The 20,652-nt window shown below is 60.6% G+C and carries 12 protein-coding genes and 5 rRNA genes; 15 read left to right on the top strand and 2 right to left on the bottom strand.

Features of this window, described 5'->3' with window-relative positions; translation table 11 throughout:
• The first annotated feature begins 21 nt into the window (after positions 1 to 21).
• The 4 genes from NVV90_RS19320 (at position 22) to NVV90_RS19305 (ending at position 4,180) form a co-directional block, all read left to right on the top strand.
• Entirely contained in the window at positions 22 to 1,125 is a 1,104-nt protein-coding gene (locus NVV90_RS19320; RefSeq protein ID WP_396125417.1) for a FecCD family ABC transporter permease, read from the top strand.
• Position 1,126: 1 nt separating this feature from the next.
• Positions 1,127 to 1,957: an ABC transporter ATP-binding protein gene (locus tag NVV90_RS19315; RefSeq protein ID WP_258438848.1), complete on the top strand. Its 831-nt coding sequence runs from the start codon at positions 1,127 to 1,129 to the stop codon at positions 1,955 to 1,957.
• A gap of 44 nt (positions 1,958 to 2,001) precedes the next feature.
• On the top strand, positions 2,002 to 3,009 hold the full coding sequence (locus NVV90_RS19310; protein WP_396125416.1) for a siderophore-interacting protein: 1,008 nt from the start codon (positions 2,002 to 2,004) through the stop codon (positions 3,007 to 3,009).
• 331 nt (positions 3,010 to 3,340) lie between these two features.
• Positions 3,341 to 4,180: an SGNH/GDSL hydrolase family protein gene (locus tag NVV90_RS19305; RefSeq protein WP_258438846.1), complete on the top strand. Its 840-nt coding sequence runs from the start codon at positions 3,341 to 3,343 to the stop codon at positions 4,178 to 4,180.
• Positions 4,181 to 4,247: 67 nt separating this feature from the next.
• Here the strand turns inward: NVV90_RS19305 and NVV90_RS19300 are convergent, their stop codons facing one another.
• Positions 4,248 to 4,532, bottom strand: a complete 285-nt coding sequence (locus tag NVV90_RS19300) for a YciI family protein (RefSeq protein ID WP_258438845.1) — start codon at positions 4,530 to 4,532, stop codon at positions 4,248 to 4,250.
• Between the two features lie 92 nt (positions 4,533 to 4,624).
• Here NVV90_RS19300 and NVV90_RS19295 point away from each other — a divergent pair, with 92 nt between their 5' ends.
• From NVV90_RS19295 to NVV90_RS19255, 9 genes are all read left to right on the top strand, one after another.
• Positions 4,625 to 5,104, top strand: a complete 480-nt coding sequence (locus NVV90_RS19295; protein ID WP_258438844.1) for a MarR family winged helix-turn-helix transcriptional regulator — start codon at positions 4,625 to 4,627, stop codon at positions 5,102 to 5,104.
• 41 nt (positions 5,105 to 5,145) lie between these two features.
• Positions 5,146 to 5,928 (top strand): SGNH/GDSL hydrolase family protein, encoded by a 783-nt coding sequence (locus NVV90_RS19290; RefSeq protein WP_258438843.1) that lies wholly within the window; start codon positions 5,146 to 5,148, stop codon positions 5,926 to 5,928.
• Positions 5,929 to 6,255: 327 nt separating this feature from the next.
• The gene (gene rpmB / locus NVV90_RS19285) at positions 6,256 to 6,492 is read left to right on the top strand and encodes a 50S ribosomal protein L28 (protein ID WP_011693744.1); all 237 of its coding nucleotides are present in this window, start codon (positions 6,256 to 6,258) and stop codon (positions 6,490 to 6,492) included.
• Complete coding sequence (gene rpmG / locus NVV90_RS19280; protein WP_003798558.1) at positions 6,492 to 6,659, top strand: 50S ribosomal protein L33; 168 nt, start codon at positions 6,492 to 6,494, stop codon at positions 6,657 to 6,659. The genes rpmB and rpmG overlap by 1 nt, the downstream gene beginning before the upstream one ends.
• A gap of 4 nt (positions 6,660 to 6,663) precedes the next feature.
• On the top strand, positions 6,664 to 6,969 hold the full coding sequence (rpsN, locus tag NVV90_RS19275) for a 30S ribosomal protein S14 (RefSeq protein WP_207617896.1): 306 nt from the start codon (positions 6,664 to 6,666) through the stop codon (positions 6,967 to 6,969).
• 686 nt (positions 6,970 to 7,655) lie between these two features.
• Positions 7,656 to 9,181, top strand: a 16S ribosomal RNA gene (locus tag NVV90_RS19270).
• Positions 9,182 to 9,720: 539 nt separating this feature from the next.
• Positions 9,721 to 12,860: ribosomal RNA gene (locus NVV90_RS19265) — 23S ribosomal RNA — on the top strand.
• Between the two features lie 196 nt (positions 12,861 to 13,056).
• Positions 13,057 to 13,173 (top strand): 5S ribosomal RNA (gene rrf / locus NVV90_RS19260).
• Together the 16S, 23S and 5S rRNA genes form the textbook arrangement of a ribosomal RNA operon.
• 228 nt (positions 13,174 to 13,401) lie before the next feature.
• On the top strand, positions 13,402 to 13,659 hold the full coding sequence (locus NVV90_RS19255) for an alkaline shock response membrane anchor protein AmaP (RefSeq protein WP_258438842.1): 258 nt from the start codon (positions 13,402 to 13,404) through the stop codon (positions 13,657 to 13,659).
• An 18-nt stretch (positions 13,660 to 13,677) separates the two neighbouring features.
• On the opposite strand, the gene NVV90_RS19250 is transcribed toward NVV90_RS19255, so the two are convergent.
• Positions 13,678 to 14,766: an acyl-CoA desaturase gene (locus NVV90_RS19250; protein WP_258438841.1), complete on the bottom strand. Its 1,089-nt coding sequence runs from the start codon at positions 14,764 to 14,766 to the stop codon at positions 13,678 to 13,680.
• A gap of 572 nt (positions 14,767 to 15,338) precedes the next feature.
• On the opposite strand from NVV90_RS19250, the gene NVV90_RS19245 reads away from it, so the two are divergent.
• Together NVV90_RS19245 and NVV90_RS19240 are read left to right on the top strand one after the other, a co-directional pair.
• Positions 15,339 to 16,864: ribosomal RNA gene (locus NVV90_RS19245) — 16S ribosomal RNA — on the top strand.
• A gap of 540 nt (positions 16,865 to 17,404) precedes the next feature.
• Positions 17,405 to 20,541 (top strand): 23S ribosomal RNA (locus tag NVV90_RS19240).
• Positions 20,542 to 20,652 lie beyond the last annotated feature (111 nt).

The following is a 20,652-nucleotide window of genomic DNA, read 5'->3' as shown; positions in this document are numbered from 1 at the left end:
GCAGATAATGCCCTCAAAACCGTGAAAACAGGGCATTATCTGCCCGTTCGCGCGGCCGGCGCGGCGGGCGCGGCGGGGGCGGCCGGATCGGGCCGCGCGGGGTTCCGGGCGAACAAGACCGCCTTCCTGTCCGCCGCCGTCGTGGTCCTCTTCGCCGTCTATGTGCTGCTTGGTAGCTACACGGTCACCATCCCGGACTTCTTCACCATCCTCACCGCGCACCTGACAGGCGGCGAAAGAATCCCCGGCGCCAGCTTCATCGTCATGGAAAACAAGCTGCCGCGCGCGGTCATCGGCACCATGATCGGCGTGGCCTTCGGCCTGTCCGGCGGCCTTTTCCAGACCATGCTCCGCAACCCCCTGGCCAGCCCGGACGTCATCGGCATCAGCTACGGCGCCAGCGCCGCCGCCGTCGTGGCGATCGTGGTCTTCGGCGCCTCGGGGGCCACGGTCTCCGCCGCCGCGCTGGGCGGCGCCCTGGGCATCGCCGTGCTGATCTACGCCATTTCGCGCGGCGGCCTGGGCTCGGGCGCCGGCAGGGGAAACGCCGCCGGAAACCGCCTCATCCTGGCCGGCGTGGGCATCGCCGCCGCGCTGAACGCCGCGGTGAATTTCCTCATGACCCGCGCAGACATCCGGACCGCCGCGGAGGCCCTCATCTGGCTCAACGGTTCCCTGAACTCCGCCACCTGGGAGCGCGCAGGCATCCTCGCGGCCGCGCTGGCCCTGCTCATTCCCGCCGTGGCCGCCCTCGCCGGACCGCTGCGCATCCTCGAACTTGGCGACGACGCCGCGGCCGGCCTGGGCATCCGGGTCAACGCCGTCCGCTTCGGCCTGGTGGCCACCGCCGTCGCGCTGGCCGCGGTGGCCACCGCGGCCGCCGGGCCCGTCGCGTTCGTCGCCTTCCTGTCCGGACCGATCGCCCGCCGCTTCACCGGCAAACCCAGCCTGCCGGCGTCGGCCCTCACCGGAGCCGTGATCGTCCTGGCCGCCGACTACTTCGCCTACAACCTGGCACCCCTGCTCCTGGACGGCACCGTGCTGCCGGTGGGCGTGGTCACCGGCGCCCTGGGCGCACCCTTCCTGCTGTGGCTCCTGGTCACGTCCAACCGAAAGGAATCCTGACATGGCACAGCTCAGCGCCAAGGACCTGACGCTCCAATACGAGCAAGGGCGCGTGGTGGAGGGCCTGTCCACGCAGATCCCCGAGGGCCAGGTGACCATGATCGTGGGCGCCAATGCCTGCGGCAAATCCACCCTGCTTCGCGGCCTGTCCCGCCTCCTGAAGCCGGCCGCCGGCACCGTCACCCTGGACGGCAAGGACATCCACACGCGCCCGGCCCGCGAACTCGCCCGCACACTCGGCCTCCTCCCGCAGCACCCCACCGCCCCGGACGGCATCACCGTCCGCGAGCTAGTGGGCCGCGGACGCTACCCGCACCAGGGCTTCTTCCGCAGCTGGTCAGAGAACGACGACGCCGCGGTGCAGCGCGCGCTCTGCACCACCGCAACCCTAAAACTCGCAGATCGGAACGTCGATGAATTGTCGGGCGGGCAACGCCAGAGGGTCTGGATCGCCATGGCACTCGCGCAGGAAACCGAGGTCCTGCTCCTTGACGAGCCCACGACGTACCTTGACCTGGCGCACCAGGTGGAAGTGCTGGATCTGGTAACGGACCTGAACCGCAGCCGCGGCACCACCGTGGCCATCGTGCTCCACGATCTCAACCTGGCCGCACGCTACGCGGACCACGTCATCGCCATGAAGGGCGGCCGGATCGTGGCCGAAGGCGCCGCCACCGCGGTGGTCACCGAGGAGCTGGTCCGCACCGTGTTCGGCCTCGAATCCCGCGTGGTCCCGGACCCCATTTCCGGCACCCCGCTCATCATCCCCATCGGCCGGCACCACGCCGCGGCCCCAATCCGTCCCGCCACCGAACTGGAGATCGCGTCTTGAGTGCAAAAGCAGCCCGTGCCGTAACCACCGCGGCCACCGAGCCCATGACCCTCGCCTTCGACGTGACCGTCACCGCCGTGCAGGACATCGGCCCCAACTTCCGCCGCGTCACCTTCGGCGGCTACTCGCTGCGCGATTTCGGCGTTTCCGGGGAAACCCTGGACCTGCGCGTCAAGCTCATGATCCCCTCGCTCGACGCCGACGGCCGCCAGATCCCGCTGCCCGTCTTCGAAATGGGCGAGGCCGGCTGGTACCAGGAATGGCTCGCCATGGACCCCGCCGTCCGCGGCGCCATGCGCACCTACACCGTGCGCCGGGAGCGGTTGGACGCCGTGTACCCGGAGATCGACATCGACTTCGTGATGCACTTCGACGCCGACGGCCACGGCGGGCCCGCCGCCAACTGGGCGCAGCAGGCCAAGCCGGGCGATTCCCTGACCATCATCGGCCCCAACAACCGGGCCGCACAGTGCCTCACCGCCGAAATCTACGGCGGCATTGAATGGCGTCCGGGCATGGCCCAGCGCGTGCTGCTGGCCGGTGACGAAACAGCCGTCCCCGCCATCAGCGCCATCCTGGAGAGCCTGCCCGCGGGCATGACGGGCCACGCCTTCCTTGAGGTCCCGGAAGCGGGCGACTTCCAGGACCTCAGCACCGCGGCCGACGTCGAGATCACCTGGCTCGCGCGCGGCGCCGCCATCGGCCGCTCCCGCCCGCACGGCCAGCTGCTGCAGGAGGCCGTCCGCAAGGCCATCCCCGTACCCGGCTGGGTGGGCATCATCTCCCTCGACGGCGCCGCCGGCCCCGAACCCGAGGACGTCAACGTGGACCAGGACATCCTCTGGGAGACCCCGCAGCGCATGGACACCGCCTCGATCGAAGCCACCCGCAACCCGACCCTGCCCGCCGGCGCCCTGCCGTTCTACGCCTGGATAGCGGGCGAAGCAGGCGTCATCAAGGAAATGCGCCGGTACCTGGTGCGCGACGTCGGGATCGACCGGAAGCAGGTTGCGTTCATGGGGTACTGGCGGCAGGGCAAAGCGGAGCTGTAAGGCCGTCCCTCTCCTCCGTCACGCTTAGCGCGCGACGGCGGCCGTTGCGGCTTCGCCTTCGCCGCTACTTTGCGGTCGCTTAGCGTTCGGCCCCTTCCCAAACTTCGCAAGCTCAGTTCGGGGCCCTCGGGCCCTCTCTTCCTTCCGCCGCTCCGCTGCGGTCGCTGGGCGACCTTCGCTTCGCTCTGGTCGGCGATGCGCTCCCTGCAAAGCACCGGCTGCGGCTGGTGCGTTTGTCACCTTTCCGCCCCTTGCCTTTGCCGTTGGATCCGTCCCCGTTCGTTAAGCTCGCTGTTCCCTTGCGGTTGATTGGGGTGGGTAGGGTGGCGGGGTGCGGGATCTTCTTGGGGCGGACCAGAACGGGCGACGGCGGTTTGTCGCGCTCGGAGATTCCTTTACCGAGGGGGTGGGGGACTGGAACCCGCTCCTGCCCAATGGGGTCCGGGGGTGGGCTGACCGGGTTGCGGAGAAGTTGGCCAAGGCACAACCGGGCTGGGAGTACGCCAATCTGGCTGTGCGCAGCAAGCGGCTGCGCCAGATCATCGACGAGCAGCTTGAGGCGGCGCTCGCCATGGAACCAAGCCTTGTCACGCTGTACGCCGGGGGGAACGACCTTCTTGATTTCGGCACGGACATGGATGCGCTCATGGACGACTACGAGCTCCTGGTCGCCAGGCTCGCGGGAACGGGTGCCACGCTGGTCCTGTTCACGGGGTTCGACGTCAAGGTTTCCGCCGTGCTGGAGCCGTTCAAGAAGCGCAACACCCTCTACAACGAGCGGGTCCGGCAGCTGGCCGCCAGCTACGACGCCGTCCTGGTGGACTACTGGTGCTTCGACGCCTTCCACGACCGCCGCATGTGGGCAGCGGACCGGCTCCACATGTCCAAGGCCGGCCACAAATACCTCGCGGCCCAGGTCCTGGACCATCTCGGCGTGCCGCACAAGTTCACTCCCAAGGACTGGGAACCGCCAGCCCGGATCAGCCTGCGGGAATGGGAACGCCGGCAGCGCCGCTGGGTGAACGACTGGGTCCTGCCCCTGTTCGGCCGCAAACTCCGCGGCGTCACCCTGGGCGACTCGCTGAGCCCGCGCTGGCCTGAACCGGTAAAAGTCCCGCGCAAGGGCGGACTGAAGAAACTGATGCAGCAGCGCCAGGACGGGCCGCACTGACCCGTTGTCGGAACGGGCGGTCCGCCGGGAATCGAACGGCCCACCGTCCCGCCCCAGGCGTCAACGCTCAGTCCAGCAGGTTTTCGTATCCTTCGGCCACGCTGGTGGCGGTGAACTCGATGACCTCGAACTCGGCCACGCCGTTGCTGTAGAAGGGATCCTGGGCCAGTGAGGCATCCAGGGCGGCACGGTCCGCATTGGACAACAGCACCCCGCCCACCGCCGGAACCATGCGCCCGGACGCGAGGAAGATGCCGGCGTCGAACGCTTCCTTGACCCAGGCCATATGGGCGGGGCGGTGGAAATCGACGATCTCGTCGGGAACCTTGTAGGTCAGTGCAACTACGAACATGCCGCCAGCCTACCGCCCTGCCCTGATCCCGCCCCGTGTCTCCTGCCGGAACGGTTGAACCGCCAAGCAACCCCGTCTCCTAAGATGGAGCCATGACCGAACCACGCTGGCTCAACGCCGACGAACGCCGCGCCTGGCTGGCCCTGCTGAGCATCAACACCCTGCTTCCCGCCGCGCTGGATACGCAGCTCCAGTCGGCGGGCAAGTTGTCGCTGTTCGACTACAACGTGTTGGCCATGCTGTCCGAGACCGAGGGCAGGTTCCTGCCGATGAGCGAGCTGGCCGCGCGCACCAGCGCCTCGCTGTCGCGGCTTTCGCATGTGGTCACCAAGCTGCAGAAGCGTGGCTGGGTGGAGCGCGAGGCGCATCCGCGCGATGCCCGCGTCACCGTCGCGCACCTGACCGACGCCGGCATGGACACCATCGTGCGGCTCGCCCCGGGGCATGTGGACTCGGTCCGTGCCCTGATGCTGGACGCCATGACCGAGGCCGACGTCGCGGACCTCGCCCGGATCGGTGAGAAGATCGTCGCGCGTCTGGACAGCAACCACTGGATCCTGCGCGAGGACTAGCAACGTTGTTGCGCCGCGGGCTCTGGTGGCAGACTGGCGCCATGGATTTTTCCGCGCGGTATGTGGCCTTGGGAGACTCGTTCACGGAGGGTGTTGGCGACGATGACGCGGCCCGCCCCAACGGCGTCAGGGGCTGGGCCGATCTCACGGCCGCGGAGCTCGCACGCAGCAACGAGGGCTTCGGCTACGCCAACCTTGCCATCCGCGGGAGGAAGCTGCGCCAGATCATGGCGGAGCAGGTGGACGCCGCGGTCGAGCTCAAACCCACGCTGGTGACGCTGTACGCGGGGGCGAACGACATCCTGCGGCCGAAAGTGGACATCGATTCACTGGTGGAAGAGTACGACGCCGGCATTGCCAAGTTGAGCGCGACAGGCGCCACCGTGGTCCTCTTCACGGGATTCGATTCCCGCAACTCCAAGGTCTTCGCCACCACACGCGGTCGCACCGCGATCTACAACGAGCTCGTCCGCGAAGTCGCCGAACGGCACGGGGCACTGCTGGTGGACTACTGGCGCTTCGGCGAATACAACGATCCGCGCATGTGGGCGGAGGACCGGATGCACATGTCCACCGCGGGCCACGTCAACATGGCCAAGCGGGTGTTGGCTGTCCTTGACCAGGACGACGCCATCGAAGTTCCCGCCCTGGCGTCGCAGCCGGAACCCGGCAGGGCCGAAGCCCTCCGCGCCAATGCCCGGTGGGTCCGCGAATTTGCCGGTCCCTGGGTTGTCCGGCGCGTCCGGCGCCGCTCGTCCGGGGACGGCCTCCGGCCAAAATACGCCACGCTCACCCGGCCGCTCTCGCTGCCTGTGATTCCTTAATTGGTCTTAAATTCACCCAGCTCGTAGAATAGGTAGGCGCTAGGTGGCGCGGAGCGTGTGCAATTGCTCCGGTTGGTGGTGAAGGTCGGGTTTCCTGATCTCCCGGTGGCCGGTAGTTAGGGGCTCAAGTTGCGTGCATTCCTGTATTCGCCCAGTATCCCAGGACCTGTTCCAGTGGCTTCCACTGCCCGGTCCTGAGGCCAACCGTCTCGCCGCAGTCTTGTGGAAACTACCGAAATGGTCTGGAAGCTGGATGCGGACGCCGCCTGTCGCACGGCAAGCAGGAACTCTGCTGACCGTTTCGTTTAATTCTTTAGGAGAGTCGTCATGGCAGCACACTGCCAGGTGACCGGAGCCGAGCCGGGCTTTGGACACAGCATTTCGCACTCGCACCGCCGCAACAAGCGTCGGTTCGACCCGAACATTCAGAAGAAGCGCTACTGGGTTCCGTCCCTGCGCCGTAACGTCACGCTGCAGGTCTCTGCACGTGGCATCAAGACCATCGACGTACGTGGCATCGACGTAGTCGTCGCCGCAATCCTGGCACGAGGAGTAAAGCTCTAATGGCAAAGGACAAGGACGTACGTCCGATCATCAAGCTGAAGTCCACCGCGGGCACGGGTTACACCTACGTAACCCGCAAGAACCGTCGTAACGACCCGGACCGTCTGGTTCTGAAGAAGTACGACCCCAAGATCCGCCAGCACGTCGAATTCCGAGAGGAGCGCTAAACACATGGCTAAGAAGTCAATGATCGCTAAGAACGAACAGCGTAAAGTCATCGTTGAGCGTTACGCTGCAAAGCGTCTCGAGCTGAAGAAGACGCTGGTTGACCCCAACGCGACTGACGAAGCACGCGAAGCTGCACGCCTCGGCCTGCAGAAGCTGCCCCGCAACGCCTCCCCGATCCGTCTGCGTAACCGCGACCAGATCGACGGCCGTCCCCGTGGCACCTTCCAGAAGTTCGGTATCTCCCGTGTTCGCTTCCGCGACATGGCTCACCGCGGTGAGCTCCCGGGCATCACCAAGTCTTCCTGGTAATCACGAAGCTCTAGAAGGGTCGGCAACCGTTATGGTTGCCGGCCCTTCTTGCATTTAAGGCTGGTTGTTTCGCGCATTCCTTTCGCCCACCCAAAGCCTGCCGGTGACGCACAACACAGAATTCGCTTTCGACGGCGGGGGGTTGCTTGCCGGCGTGGAAGCGGGGTGCTTTTACCGTGCTGGCGGGGTTTTCAGGGTGGTTACGTGCGTTGGTTCTGGTGTTTTGGGGTGATTTGCCCCGGGGTCCAGGGGTGTGTAAAGTAGATCGAGTCGCCGCCGCTGATGCGGAAATCATGGCGACCGACCCCCTTCAAATTGAAGCCAAATATTTGGTCCACGTTCCGTGTGTCCGTGCTGGTTTTGGGGGTCCCGGATGGTGTTTTCCTGGTGTGGTTCCCTGGTTTTGGGAGTTGCGCCGGGGGGTATGGTCTGGTAGGTTTGGAAAGTTGCTCCGGAGCGAGCCGGTCCCTGTTTGTGGGGGTTGGTGGTGCCGGGTGTGTCTGTTGTTTGAGAACTCAATAGTGTGCCAAGTTTGTTGATACCGATTTGTTTTTATGAATTGGTTGATTTGCCGGGTTGCCCGCACCCCCGTGTGTGGTGGCCTGGTTTCAGCTGGTTTCAAATTTTGTGCAGCCTTCTTTCCCCGTGTTTCCGGGGGTGTTGGTTGTGTCTGTTTTTGTTTTACTTCAACGGAGAGTTTGATCCTGGCTCAGGATGAACGCTGGCGGCGTGCTTAACACATGCAAGTCGAACGATGACCCGGTGCTTGCGCCGGTGATTAGTGGCGAACGGGTGAGTAACACGTGAGTAACCTGCCCTTGACTCTGGGATAAGCCTGGGAAACTGGGTCTAATACCGGATACGACCGCTCACCGCATGGTGTGGTGGTGGAAAGCTTTTGCGGTTTTGGATGGACTCGCGGCCTATCAGCTTGTTGGTGGGGTAATGGCCTACCAAGGCGACGACGGGTAGCCGGCCTGAGAGGGTGACCGGCCACACTGGGACTGAGACACGGCCCAGACTCCTACGGGAGGCAGCAGTGGGGAATATTGCACAATGGGCGAAAGCCTGATGCAGCGACGCCGCGTGAGGGATGACGGCCTTCGGGTTGTAAACCTCTTTCAGTAGGGAAGAAGCGAAAGTGACGGTACCTGCAGAAGAAGCGCTAAGCTAACTACGTGCCAGCAGCCGCGGTAATACGTAGGGCGCAAGCGTTATCCGGAATTATTGGGCGTAAAGAGCTCGTAGGCGGTTTGTCGCGTCTGCTGTGAAAGACCGGGGCTCAACTCCGGTTCTGCAGTGGGTACGGGCAGACTAGAGTGATGTAGGGGAGACTGGAATTCCTGGTGTAGCGGTGAAATGCGCAGATATCAGGAGGAACACCGATGGCGAAGGCAGGTCTCTGGGCATTAACTGACGCTGAGGAGCGAAAGCATGGGGAGCGAACAGGATTAGATACCCTGGTAGTCCATGCCGTAAACGTTGGGCACTAGGTGTGGGGGACATTCCACGTTTTCCGCGCCGTAGCTAACGCATTAAGTGCCCCGCCTGGGGAGTACGGCCGCAAGGCTAAAACTCAAAGGAATTGACGGGGGCCCGCACAAGCGGCGGAGCATGCGGATTAATTCGATGCAACGCGAAGAACCTTACCAAGGCTTGACATGGACTAGTAACGCCTGGAGACAGGCGCCCCTCTTGAGGCTGGTTCACAGGTGGTGCATGGTTGTCGTCAGCTCGTGTCGTGAGATGTTGGGTTAAGTCCCGCAACGAGCGCAACCCTCGTTCTATGTTGCCAGCGCGTGATGGCGGGGACTCATAGGAGACTGCCGGGGTCAACTCGGAGGAAGGTGGGGACGACGTCAAATCATCATGCCCCTTATGTCTTGGGCTTCACGCATGCTACAATGGCCGGTACAAAGGGTTGCGATACTGTGAGGTGGAGCTAATCCCAAAAAGCCGGTCTCAGTTCGGATTGGGGTCTGCAACTCGACCCCATGAAGTCGGAGTCGCTAGTAATCGCAGATCAGCAACGCTGCGGTGAATACGTTCCCGGGCCTTGTACACACCGCCCGTCAAGTCACGAAAGTTGGTAACACCCGAAGCCGGTGGCCTAACCCCTTGTGGGAGGGAGCCGTCGAAGGTGGGACCGGCGATTGGGACTAAGTCGTAACAAGGTAGCCGTACCGGAAGGTGCGGCTGGATCACCTCCTTTCTAAGGAGCACCATCATCGCCCCGAAGGGACCGCATGGTCCTGGAGTGGGTGTGTGGAAGCAAAGCCCATTGCGCAGGCATTCGTCCTGCGGTGGGTGCTCATGGGTGGAATATCAACGAATCAGACTTGTTTTGGCATGGCCGTCGCGGCCGTGTCCTGGTGCCAGTACGGCGCCCGCGCCCCCTTGGGGGTGTGGGTGTTGGGAACGCGCCGGGGCGTGGGATGCGGGGTTGTGTTTGGCGCACTGTTGGGTCCTGAGGCAACAGGACCTGCAGCAATGCGGGAACCTCCTGGGGTTTCTGTTTTTCCTGCCTTCACCGAACACGCACGGTGGCCGCCCTCTTGGGGGTGGCTGGTGTGTGGGGTGTGGGGGACGGGGTTGTTGTTTGAGAACTACATAGTGGACGCGAGCATCTAGGCATGCGCATGGCCGTTCCTTCGGGGGCGGGGCGTGTGTGTGTCTTACAGCAATTTCTTTTTATGAAGAACCTGGCCCTTGTGGTCATGGTTCTCTCGAAAAAGCTTTTGATCTTTGTGTGGTCAAGTTTTTAAGGGCACACGGTGGATGCCTTGGCATTAGGAGCCGAAGAAGGACGTAGGAATCTGCGATAAGCCTGGGGGAGTTGATAACCGAACGGTGATCCCAGGATGTCCGAATGGGGAAACCCCGCCAGACGCGCGAGTGATCTGGTGACCCGCATCTGAACACATAGGGTGCGTGGGGGGAACGCGGGGAAGTGAAACATCTCAGTACCCGCAGGAAGAGAAAACAAGAGTGATTCCGTTAGTAGTGGCGAGCGAACGCGGATCAGGCTAAACCGTTCCATGTGTGATAGCTAGGCGGGCGTTGCATGGGCGGGGTTGTGGGACTTTCCGTACTGGTTCTGCCGGACCGGTGGGGTGTGGAGTGCAGGCATAGGTGAACGGTCTTGAAAGGCCGGCCAGAGAGGGTGTGAGCCCCGTAACCGAAATGTTGTGCACCGCCTGGAGAGGATCCCAAGTAGCACGGGGCCCGAGAAATCCCGTGCGAATCTGTCAGGACCACCTGATAAGCCTAAATACTTCCTAATGACCGATAGCGGACCAGTACCGTGAGGGAAAGGTGAAAAGTACCCCGGGAGGGGAGTGAAACAGTACCTGAAACCGTGTGCTTACAATCCGTCGGAGCAGCCTTGTAGCTGTGACGGCGTGCCTTTTGAAGAATGAGCCTGCGAGTTAGTGTTACGTCGCGAGGTTAACCCGTGTGGGGAAGCCGTAGCGAAAGCGAGTCTGAACAGGGCGATCGTAGTGGCGTGATCTAGACCCGAAGCGGAGTGATCTACCCATGGCCAGGTTGAAGCGACGGTAAGACGTCGTGGAGGACCGAACCCACTTCAGTTGAAAATGGAGGGGATGAGCTGTGGGTAGGGGTGAAAGGCCAATCAAACTCCGTGATAGCTGGTTCTCCCCGAAATGCATTTAGGTGCAGCGTTGCGTGTTTCTTGCCGGAGGTAGAGCTACTGGATGGCCGATGGGCCCTACAAGGTTACTGACGTCAGCCAAACTCCGAATGCCGGTAAGTGAGAGCGCAGCAGTGAGACTGTGGGGGATAAGCTTCATAGTCGAGAGGGAAACAGCCCAGACCACCAACTAAGGCCCCTAAGCGTGTGCTAAGTGGGAAAGGATGTGGAGTTGCGAAGACAACCAGGAGGTTGGCTTAGAAGCAGCCACCCTTGAAAGAGTGCGTAATAGCTCACTGGTCAAGTGATTCCGCGCCGACAATGTAGCGGGGCTCAAGTACACCGCCGAAGTTGTGGATTTCAGACATGGCCTAGCCTTCGTGGTTCAGGCGTCTGGAGTGGTAGGGGAGCGTCGTGTGGGCGGTGAAGTCGCGGTGTAAACCAGCGGTGGAGCCTACACGAGTGAGAATGCAGGCATGAGTAGCGAAAGACGGGTGAGAAACCCGTCCGCCGAATGATCAAGGGTTCCAGGGTCAAGCTAATCTGCCCTGGGTAAGTCGGGACCTAAGGCGAGGCCGACAGGCGTAGTCGATGGACAACGGGTTGATATTCCCGTACCGGCGAAAAACCGCCCATGCCAAGCGGGGGATACTAACCGCCCGGAGCCTGCCCAATCACCCTTGTGGTGTGCGGGTTTTGGCCGAGCGCGGGACCTGATCCCGGGAGGTAAGCGTATTAACAGGTGTGACGCAGGAAGGTAGCCGGGCCGGGCGATGGTTGCCCCGGTCTAAGGATGTAGGGTCAGGGATAGGCAAATCCGTCCCTGTGTGTTCAATCACGTTCCTGAGATCTGATGGGACTCCCGCAAGGGGGGATCCGGTGATCCTATGCTGCCTAGAAAAGCATCGACGCGAGGTTTTAGCCGCCCGTACCCCAAACCGACACAGGTGATCAGGTAGAGAATACTAAGGCGATCGAGAGAATTATGGTTAAGGAACTCGGCAAAATGCCCCCGTAACTTCGGGAGAAGGGGGGCCTGCCCCGTGATGGAGACTTGCTCTCCGGAGCGGGTGTGGGCCGCAGAGACCAGGGGGAAGCGACTGTTTACTAAAAACACAGGTCCGTGCGAAGTCGCAAGACGATGTATACGGACTGACTCCTGCCCGGTGCTGGAAGGTTAAGAGGACCGGTTAGCCACTTCGGTGGCGAAGCTGAGAATTTAAGCCCCAGTAAACGGCGGTGGTAACTATAACCATCCTAAGGTAGCGAAATTCCTTGTCGGGTAAGTTCCGACCTGCACGAATGGAGTAACGACTTCCCCGCTGTCTCAACCATAAACTCGGCGAAATTGCAGTACGAGTAAAGATGCTCGTTACGCGCAGCAGGACGGAAAGACCCCGAGACCTTTACTATAGTTTGGTATTGGTGTTCGGAGTGGCTTGTGTAGGATAGGTGGGAGACGTGGAAGCCCGGACGCCAGTCCGGGTGGAGTCATCGTTGAAATACCACTCTGGTCACTTTGGACATCTAACTTCGGCCCGTGATCCGGGTCAGGGACAGTGCCTGATGGGTAGTTTAACTGGGGCGGTTGCCTCCTAAAAAGTAACGGAGGCGCCCAAAGGTTCCCTCAGCCTGGTTGGCAATCAGGTGTCGAGTGTAAGTGCACAAGGGAGCTTGACTGTGAGAGAGACATCTCGAGCAGGGACGAAAGTCGGGACTAGTGATCCGGCGGTACATTGTGGAATGGCCGTCGCTCAACGGATAAAAGGTACCTCGGGGATAACAGGCTGATCTTGCCCAAGAGTCCATATCGACGGCATGGTTTGGCACCTCGATGTCGGCTCGTCGCATCCTGGGGCTGGAGTAGGTCCCAAGGGTTGGGCTGTTCGCCCATTAAAGCGGTACGCGAGCTGGGTTTAGAACGTCGTGAGACAGTTCGGTCCCTATCCGCTGCGCGCGCAGGAAATTTGAGAAGGGCTGTCCTTAGTACGAGAGGACCGGGACGGACGAACCTCTGGTGTGTCAGTTGTACTGCCAAGTGCACCGCTGATTAGCTACGTTCGGATGGGATAACCGCTGAAAGCATCTAAGCGGGAAGCTCGCTTCAAGATGAGATTTCCAAACACCTCGTGTGTGAGAGGCCCCCAGCCAGACCACTGGGTTGATAGGCCGGATGTGGAAGACAGGACCAAAGACTGTTGAAGCTGACCGGTACTAATAGGCCGACAACTTACACCACACAAACAAAACACTGCTTGCGTCCACTATGTGGTTCCCGACCAACAAACCCAAACCGCGGTTTGCACGGCACAGGAACACAACCACAACTAAACAACAACAACACCACACCTGCCCGCACGGGCAGGAACATGTTGTAACCACCGTTTTCCCACCCCCGCCACCGCCAGGTGAGTGCGGGGGACGGGACACAGGGTTACGGCGGTCACAGCGTGGGGGAAACGCCCGGTCCCATTCCGAACCCGGAAGCTAAGACCCACAGCGCCGATGGTACTGCACCCGGGAGGGTGTGGGAGAGTAGGACACCGCCGGACACACATCCAGGTCGAGCGCCCCCAACCCCGGTTGGGGGCACTCCCATTTAACAAACAAAAACCAGCAGAACCCCCGAAAAGAACAGGTCCCCACCATCAGGTGCGGGACCCTTCCTGTTTTAACGGCTACCCTGAAACCCACGAGACACCTGTCAAGAGCACCAGCGACACCCGGACCACGCCGTCGGGCAGTTGCCGCCGAGATGAAGTCCAAACAGGAGAGTGAACATGTCCAAGACGTCTAAGTGGCTCATCCTTCTATCCATCGTGAGTTTGGCGACAATGTTCCTTGTCCTGGCCTATGTCTGGATCGGCTCGCAGGTCTTCGGCATCAACACATCGCGGCTCGATCCTGCACAAGGTCCGTCATGGCCGATGCACGTGGTGGTGTGGTCGCTTGGTGTCGGAATCATTTTGGCAGTCTGTGGCATTACCTTGGCGCTGGCTCACGGCCGGCGGTCGCAGTGGCCGCACGAGCCTCAATAGCTCCGGCCAACACTGCGTTCATCGGGGGCGGAACCGGTCCCCCACCGGGCATTCGAACGGACCGCCGGCCGACAGCCCCACGGCGTTCAAGTACCGGACCACAATGCCGTAGGAAGCCACAAGGCTGGTCTCGGTGTAGGGGATATCCAGCTCCTGGCAGCGGGCCCGCACTACCGCGGCTGCCCGGTGCAGGTACGGCCGCGGCATGTCCGGGAACAGGTGGTGCTCGACCTGGCGGTTCAGGCCACCCATCAGGGCGTCCATGAACCTGCCGCCGGCTATATTGCGCGCTGTCAGCACCTGGCGGGTGAGGAAGTCGGCCCGGGTCGACGCCGGAAGGATGGGCATGCCTTTGTGATTGGGCGCGAAGGAGGCCCCCATGTAGAAGCCGAACACTCCCAGCTGGATGCCCAGGAAGGCGAAGGCCATTCCGAGAGGCAGCAGGCTGAACACAACAACAGGCACGAGTGCCAGACGGAGCAGGACCACGGGGATCTCAACCCAGCGGTGGTCCACCGGTCCCCGGCGGAACAGAAACTTCAGGGAATCCACGTGAAGGCTTACCCCCAGGAAGAACAACAAGGGGAAGAGCAGCCACCCTTGTTTGCGTGTAACCAGAACCATCACGCCCCGCCGTGACATGGCGGCCTGCGGGTGGAAGGCGATTGTCCCCGTGTGGATGTCCGGGTCCTTGTCGATCACATTCGGGAACCCGTGGTGGCGGGTGTGCTTTTGCGTCCACATTGCGTAGCTGATCCCGACCAACGCCGTGCCCACCACTCGCGCTGACCACTCATTCATCCGCTGGGACGCGAAGATCTGCCGGTGGGCGGCCTCATGGGCCAGGAAGCCGAACTGGGTGAGCACTACGCCCATGCCGGCGGCAACGAGCAGCTGGTACCAGGTGTCGTCCAGAAGGAAGAAGCCGGTCCATGCCCCTCCCCATGCAGTCATCAAGATGGCGAAAAGGGTGATGTAGAAGCCGCGTCGCCGGCGCAGGAGTCCGGCTTCCTTCACTGAGTTCAGCAGGGCGGCATAGCTGTTGACTACCTTGTTTGGAACGGGATTCCGCCGCGGAGCTCCGGCTGGGAAGGGTACTGCGTCCATAATGCCTCGGACCAATCACGGGCCAGTGCGACAGTCTGCATTCGGCACTGCTTGCCCTTCCCTCAGAATACTCCCGCGGTGGATGAACGTCGCCGCAAAATTTTCCCTCTCCGACGGCGCCGCAGCCGTCCTGGGCGGAGGGAACGGAGCGGCCGCGGCATCGCTGCGCTCACGGAAAACAACGCCCCCGACGCCGGATGTTGGCGTGGTGTTTGGGGTGGATTTGCGTGGGGGTGTGGGTGGGTGTATTGTTTTCTGAGTCGCCGGGTGCGGAACGGAAAGCCGGAAGGTGTGTATGTTTCGGATGGCGGCCAAATAATCTCCTTTTTCCAATGGCTTGTTGGTGTGTCTTTTGTGGCGTGCTGGCGGGTGATGAATCATGGGGTCTGTTGTTTGAGAACTCAATAGTGTGCCAAGTTTGTTGATACCGATTTGTTTTTATGAATTGGTTGATTTGCCGGGTTGCCCGCACCCCCGTGTGTGGTGGCCTGGTTTCAGCTGGTTTCAAATTTTGTGCAGCCTTCTTTCCCCGTGTTTCCGGGGGTGTTGGTTGTGTCTGTTTTTGTTTTACTTCAACGGAGAGTTTGATCCTGGCTCAGGATGAACGCTGGCGGCGTGCTTAACACATGCAAGTCGAACGATGACCCGGTGCTTGCGCCGGTGATTAGTGGCGAACGGGTGAGTAACACGTGAGTAACCTGCCCTTGACTCTGGGATAAGCCTGGGAAACTGGGTCTAATACCGGATACGACCGCTCACCGCATGGTGTGGTGGTGGAAAGCTTTTGCGGTTTTGGATGGACTCGCGGCCTATCAGCTTGTTGGTGGGGTAATGGCCTACCAAGGCGACGACGGGTAGCTGAGCCTGAGAGGGTGACCGGCCACACTGGGACTGAGACACGGCCCAGACTCCTACGGGAGGCAGCAGTGGGGAATATTGCACAATGGGCGAAAGCCTGATGCAGCGACGCCGCGTGAGGGATGACGGCCTTCGGGTTGTAAACCTCTTTCAGTAGGGAAGAAGCGAAAGTGACGGTACCTGCAGAAGAAGCGCCGGCTAACTACGTGCCAGCAGCCGCGGTAATACGTAGGGCGCAAGCGTTATCCGGAATTATTGGGCGTAAAGAGCTCGTAGGCGGTTTGTCGCGTCTGCTGTGAAAGACCGGGGCTCAACTCCGGTTCTGCAGTGGGTACGGGCAGACTAGAGTGATGTAGGGGAGACTGGAATTCCTGGTGTAGCGGTGAAATGCGCAGATATCAGGAGGAACACCGATGGCGAAGGCAGGTCTCTGGGCATTAACTGACGCTGAGGAGCGAAAGCATGGGGAGCGAACAGGATTAGATACCCTGGTAGTCCATGCCGTAAACGTTGGGCACTAGGTGTGGGGGACATTCCACGTTTTCCGCGCCGTAGCTAACGCATTAAGTGCCCCGCCTGGGGAGTACGGCCGCAAGGCTAAAACTCAAAGGAATTGACGGGGGCCCGCACAAGCGGCGGAGCATGCGGATTAATTCGATGCAACGCGAAGAACCTTACCAAGGCTTGACATGGACTAGTAACGCCTGGAGACAGGCGCCCCTCTTGAGGCTGGTTCACAGGTGGTGCATGGTTGTCGTCAGCTCGTGTCGTGAGATGTTGGGTTAAGTCCCGCAACGAGCGCAACCCTCGTTCTATGTTGCCAGCGCGTGATGGCGGGGACTCATAGGAGACTGCCGGGGTCAACTCGGAGGAAGGTGGGGACGACGTCAAATCATCATGCCCCTTATGTCTTGGGCTTCACGCATGCTACAATGGCCGGTACAAAGGGTTGCGATACTGTGAGGTGGAGCTAATCCCAAAAAGCCGGTCTCAGTTCGGATTGGGGTCTGCAACTCGACCCCATGAAGTCGGAGTCGCTAGTAATCGCAGATCAGCAACGCTGCGGTGAATACGTTCCCGGGCCTTGTACACACCGCCCGTCAAGTCACGAAAGTTGGTAACACCCGAAGCCGGTGGCCTAACCCCTTGTGGGAGGGAGCCGTCGAAGGTGGGACCGGCGATTGGGACTAAGTCGTAACAAGGTAGCCGTACCGGAAGGTGCGGCTGGATCACCTCCTTTCTAAGGAGCACCATCATCGCCCCGAAGGGACCGCATGGTCTTGGAGTGGGTGTGTGGAAGCAAAGCCCATTGCGCAGGCATTCGTCCTGCGGTGGGTGCTCATGGGTGGAATATCAACGAATCAGACTTGTTTTGGCATGGCCGTCGCGGCCGTGTCCTGGTGCCAGTACGGCGCCCGCGCCCCCTTGGGGGTGTGGGTGTTGGGAACGCGCCGGGGCGTGGGATGCGGGGTTGTGTTTGGCGCACTGTTGGGTCCTGAGGCAACAGGACCTGCAGCAATGCGGGAACCTCCTGGGGTTTCTGTTTTTCCTGCCTTCACCGAACACGCACGGTGGCCGCCCTCTTGGGGGTGGCTGGGTGTGTGGGGTGTGGGGGACGGGGTTGTTGTTTGAGAACTACATAGTGGACGCGAGCATCTAGGCATGCGCATGGCCGTTCCTTCGGGGGCGGGGCGTGTGTGTGTCTTACAGCAATTTCTTTTTATGAAGAACCTGGCCCTTGTGGTCATGGTTCTCTCGAAAAAGCTTTTGATCTTTGTGTGGTCAAGTTTTTAAGGGCACACGGTGGATGCCTTGGCATTAGGAGCCGAAGAAGGACGTAGGAATCTGCGATAAGCCTGGGGGAGTTGATAACCGAACGGTGATCCCAGGATGTCCGAATGGGGAAACCCCGCCAGACGCGCGAGTGATCTGGTGACCCGCATCTGAACACATAGGGTGCGTGGGGGGAACGCGGGGAAGTGAAACATCTCAGTACCCGCAGGAAGAGAAAACAAGAGTGATTCCGTTAGTAGTGGCGAGCGAACGCGGATCAGGCTAAACCGTTCCATGTGTGATAGCCGGCGGGCGTTGCATGGGCGGGGTTGTGGGACTTTCCGTACTGGTTCTGCCGGACCGGTGGGGTGTGGAGTGCAGGCATAGGTGAACGGTCTTGAAAGGCCGGCCAGAGAGGGTGTGAGCCCCGTAACCGAAATGTTGTGCACCGCCTGGAGAGGATCCCAAGTAGCACGGGGCCCGAGAAATCCCGTGCGAATCTGTCAGGACCACCTGATAAGCCTAAATACTTCCTAATGACCGATAGCGGACCAGTACCGTGAGGGAAAGGTGAAAAGTACCCCGGGAGGGGAGTGAAACAGTACCTGAAACCGTGTGCTTACAATCCGTCGGAGCAGCCTTGTAGCTGTGACGGCGTGCCTTTTGAAGAATGAGCCTGCGAGTTAGTGTTACGTCGCGAGGTTAACCCGTGTGGGGAAGCCGTAGCGAAAGCGAGTCTGAACAGGGCGATCGTAGTGGCGTGATCTAGACCCGAAGCGGAGTGATCTACCCATGGCCAGGTTGAAGCGACGGTAAGACGTCGTGGAGGACCGAACCCACTTCAGTTGAAAATGGAGGGGATGAGCTGTGGGTAGGGGTGAAAGGCCAATCAAACTCCGTGATAGCTGGTTCTCCCCGAAATGCATTTAGGTGCAGCGTTGCGTGTTTCTTGCCGGAGGTAGAGCTACTGGATGGCCGATGGGCCCTACAAGGTTACTGACGTCAGCCAAACTCCGAATGCCGGTAAGTGAGAGCGCAGCAGTGAGACTGTGGGGGATAAGCTTCATAGTCGAGAGGGAAACAGCCCAGACCACCAACTAAGGCCCCTAAGCGTGTGCTAAGTGGGAAAGGATGTGGAGTTGCGAAGACAACCAGGAGGTTGGCTTAGAAGCAGCCACCCTTGAAAGAGTGCGTAATAGCTCACTGGTCAAGTGATTCCGCGCCGACAATGTAGCGGGGCTCAAGTACACCGCCGAAGTTGTGGATTTCAGACATGGCCTAGCCTTCGTGGTTCAGGCGTCTGGAGTGGTAGGGGAGCGTCGTGTGGGCGGTGAAGTCGCGGTGTAAACCAGCGGTGGAGCCTACACGAGTGAGAATGCAGGCATGAGTAGCGAAAGACGGGTGAGAAACCCGTCCGCCGAATGATCAAGGGTTCCAGGGTCAAGCTAATCTGCCCTGGGTAAGTCGGGACCTAAGGCGAGGCCGACAGGCGTAGTCGATGGACAACGGGTTGATATTCCCGTACCGGCGAAAAACCGCCCATGCCAAGCGGGGGATACTAACCGCCCGGAGCCTGCCCAATCACCCTTGTGGTGTGCGGGTTTTGGCCGAGCGCGGGACCTGATCCCGGGAGGTAAGCGTATTAACAGGTGTGACGCAGGAAGGTAGCCGGGCCGGGCGATGGTTGCCCCGGTCTAAGGATGTAGGGTCAGGGATAGGCAAATCCGTCCCTGTGTGTTCAATCACGTTCCTGAGATCTGATGGGACTCCCGCAAGGGGGATCCGGTGATCCTATGCTGCCTAGAAAAGCATCGACGCGAGGTTTTAGCCGCCCGTACCCCAAACCGACACAGGTGATCAGGTAGAGAATACTAAGGCGATCGAGAGAATTATGGTTAAGGAACTCGGCAAAATGCCCCCGTAACTTCGGGAGAAGGGGGCCTGCCCCGTGATGGAGACTTGCTCTCCGGAGCGGGTGTGGGCCGCAGAGACCAGGGGGAAGCGACTGTTTACTAAAAACACAGGTCCGTGCGAAGTCGCAAGACGATGTATACGGACTGACTCCTGCCCGGTGCTGGAAGGTTAAGAGGACCGGTTAGCCACTTCGGTGGCGAAGCTGAGAATTTAAGCCCCAGTAAACGGCGGTGGTAACTATAACCATCCTAAGGTAGCGAAATTCCTTGTCGGGTAAGTTCCGACCTGCACGAATGGAGTAACGACTTCCCCGCTGTCTCAACCATAAACTCGGCGAAATTGCAGTACGAGTAAAGATGCTCGTTACGCGCAGCAGGACGGAAAGACCCCGAGACCTTTACTATAGTTTGGTATTGGTGTTCGGAGTGGCTTGTGTAGGATAGGTGGGAGACGTGGAAGCCCGGACGCCAGTCCGGGTGGAGTCATCGTTGAAATACCACTCTGGTCACTTTGGACATCTAACTTCGGCCCGTGATCCGGGTCAGGGACAGTGCCTGATGGGTAGTTTAACTGGGGCGGTTGCCTCCTAAAAAGTAACGGAGGCGCCCAAAGGTTCCCTCAGCCTGGTTGGCAATCAGGTGTCGAGTGTAAGTGCACAAGGGAGCTTGACTGTGAGAGAGACATCTCGAGCAGGGACGAAAGTCGGGACTAGTGATCCGGCGGTACATTGTGGAATGGCCGTCGCTCAACGGATAAAAGGTACCTCGGGGATAACAGGCTGATCTTGCCCAAGAGTCCATATCGACGGCATGGTTTGGCACCTCGATGTCGGCTCGTCGCATCCTGGGGCTGGAGTAGGTCCCAAGGGTTGGGCTGTTCGCCCATTAAAGCGGTACGCGAGCTGGGTTTAGAACGTCGTGAGACAGTTCGGTCCCTATCCGCTGCGCGCGCAGGAAATTTGAGAAGGGCTGTCCTTAGTACGAGAGGACCGGGACGGACGAACCTCTGGTGTGTCAGTTGTACTGCCAAGTGCACCGCTGATTAGCTACGTTCGGATGGGATAACCGCTGAAAGCATCTAAGCGGGAAGCTCGCTTCAAGATGAGATTTCCAAACACCTCGTGTGTGAGAGGCCCCCAGCCAGACCACTGGGTTGATAGGCCGGATGTGGAAGACAGGACCAAAGACTGTTGAAGCTGACCGGTACTAATAGGCCGACAACTTACACCACACAAACAAAACACTGCTTGCGTCCACTATGTGGTTCCCGACCAACAAACCCGCACCGGGCTTGCACGGCACAGGAACACAACCACAACTAAACAACAACAACACCACACCT

The sequence above is a fragment of the Arthrobacter sp. CJ23 genome (assembly GCF_024741795.1).
Classification (GTDB): Bacteria; Actinomycetota; Actinomycetes; order Actinomycetales; family Micrococcaceae; genus Arthrobacter.
This window is presented reverse-complemented; position numbering and strand designations above follow the sequence as displayed.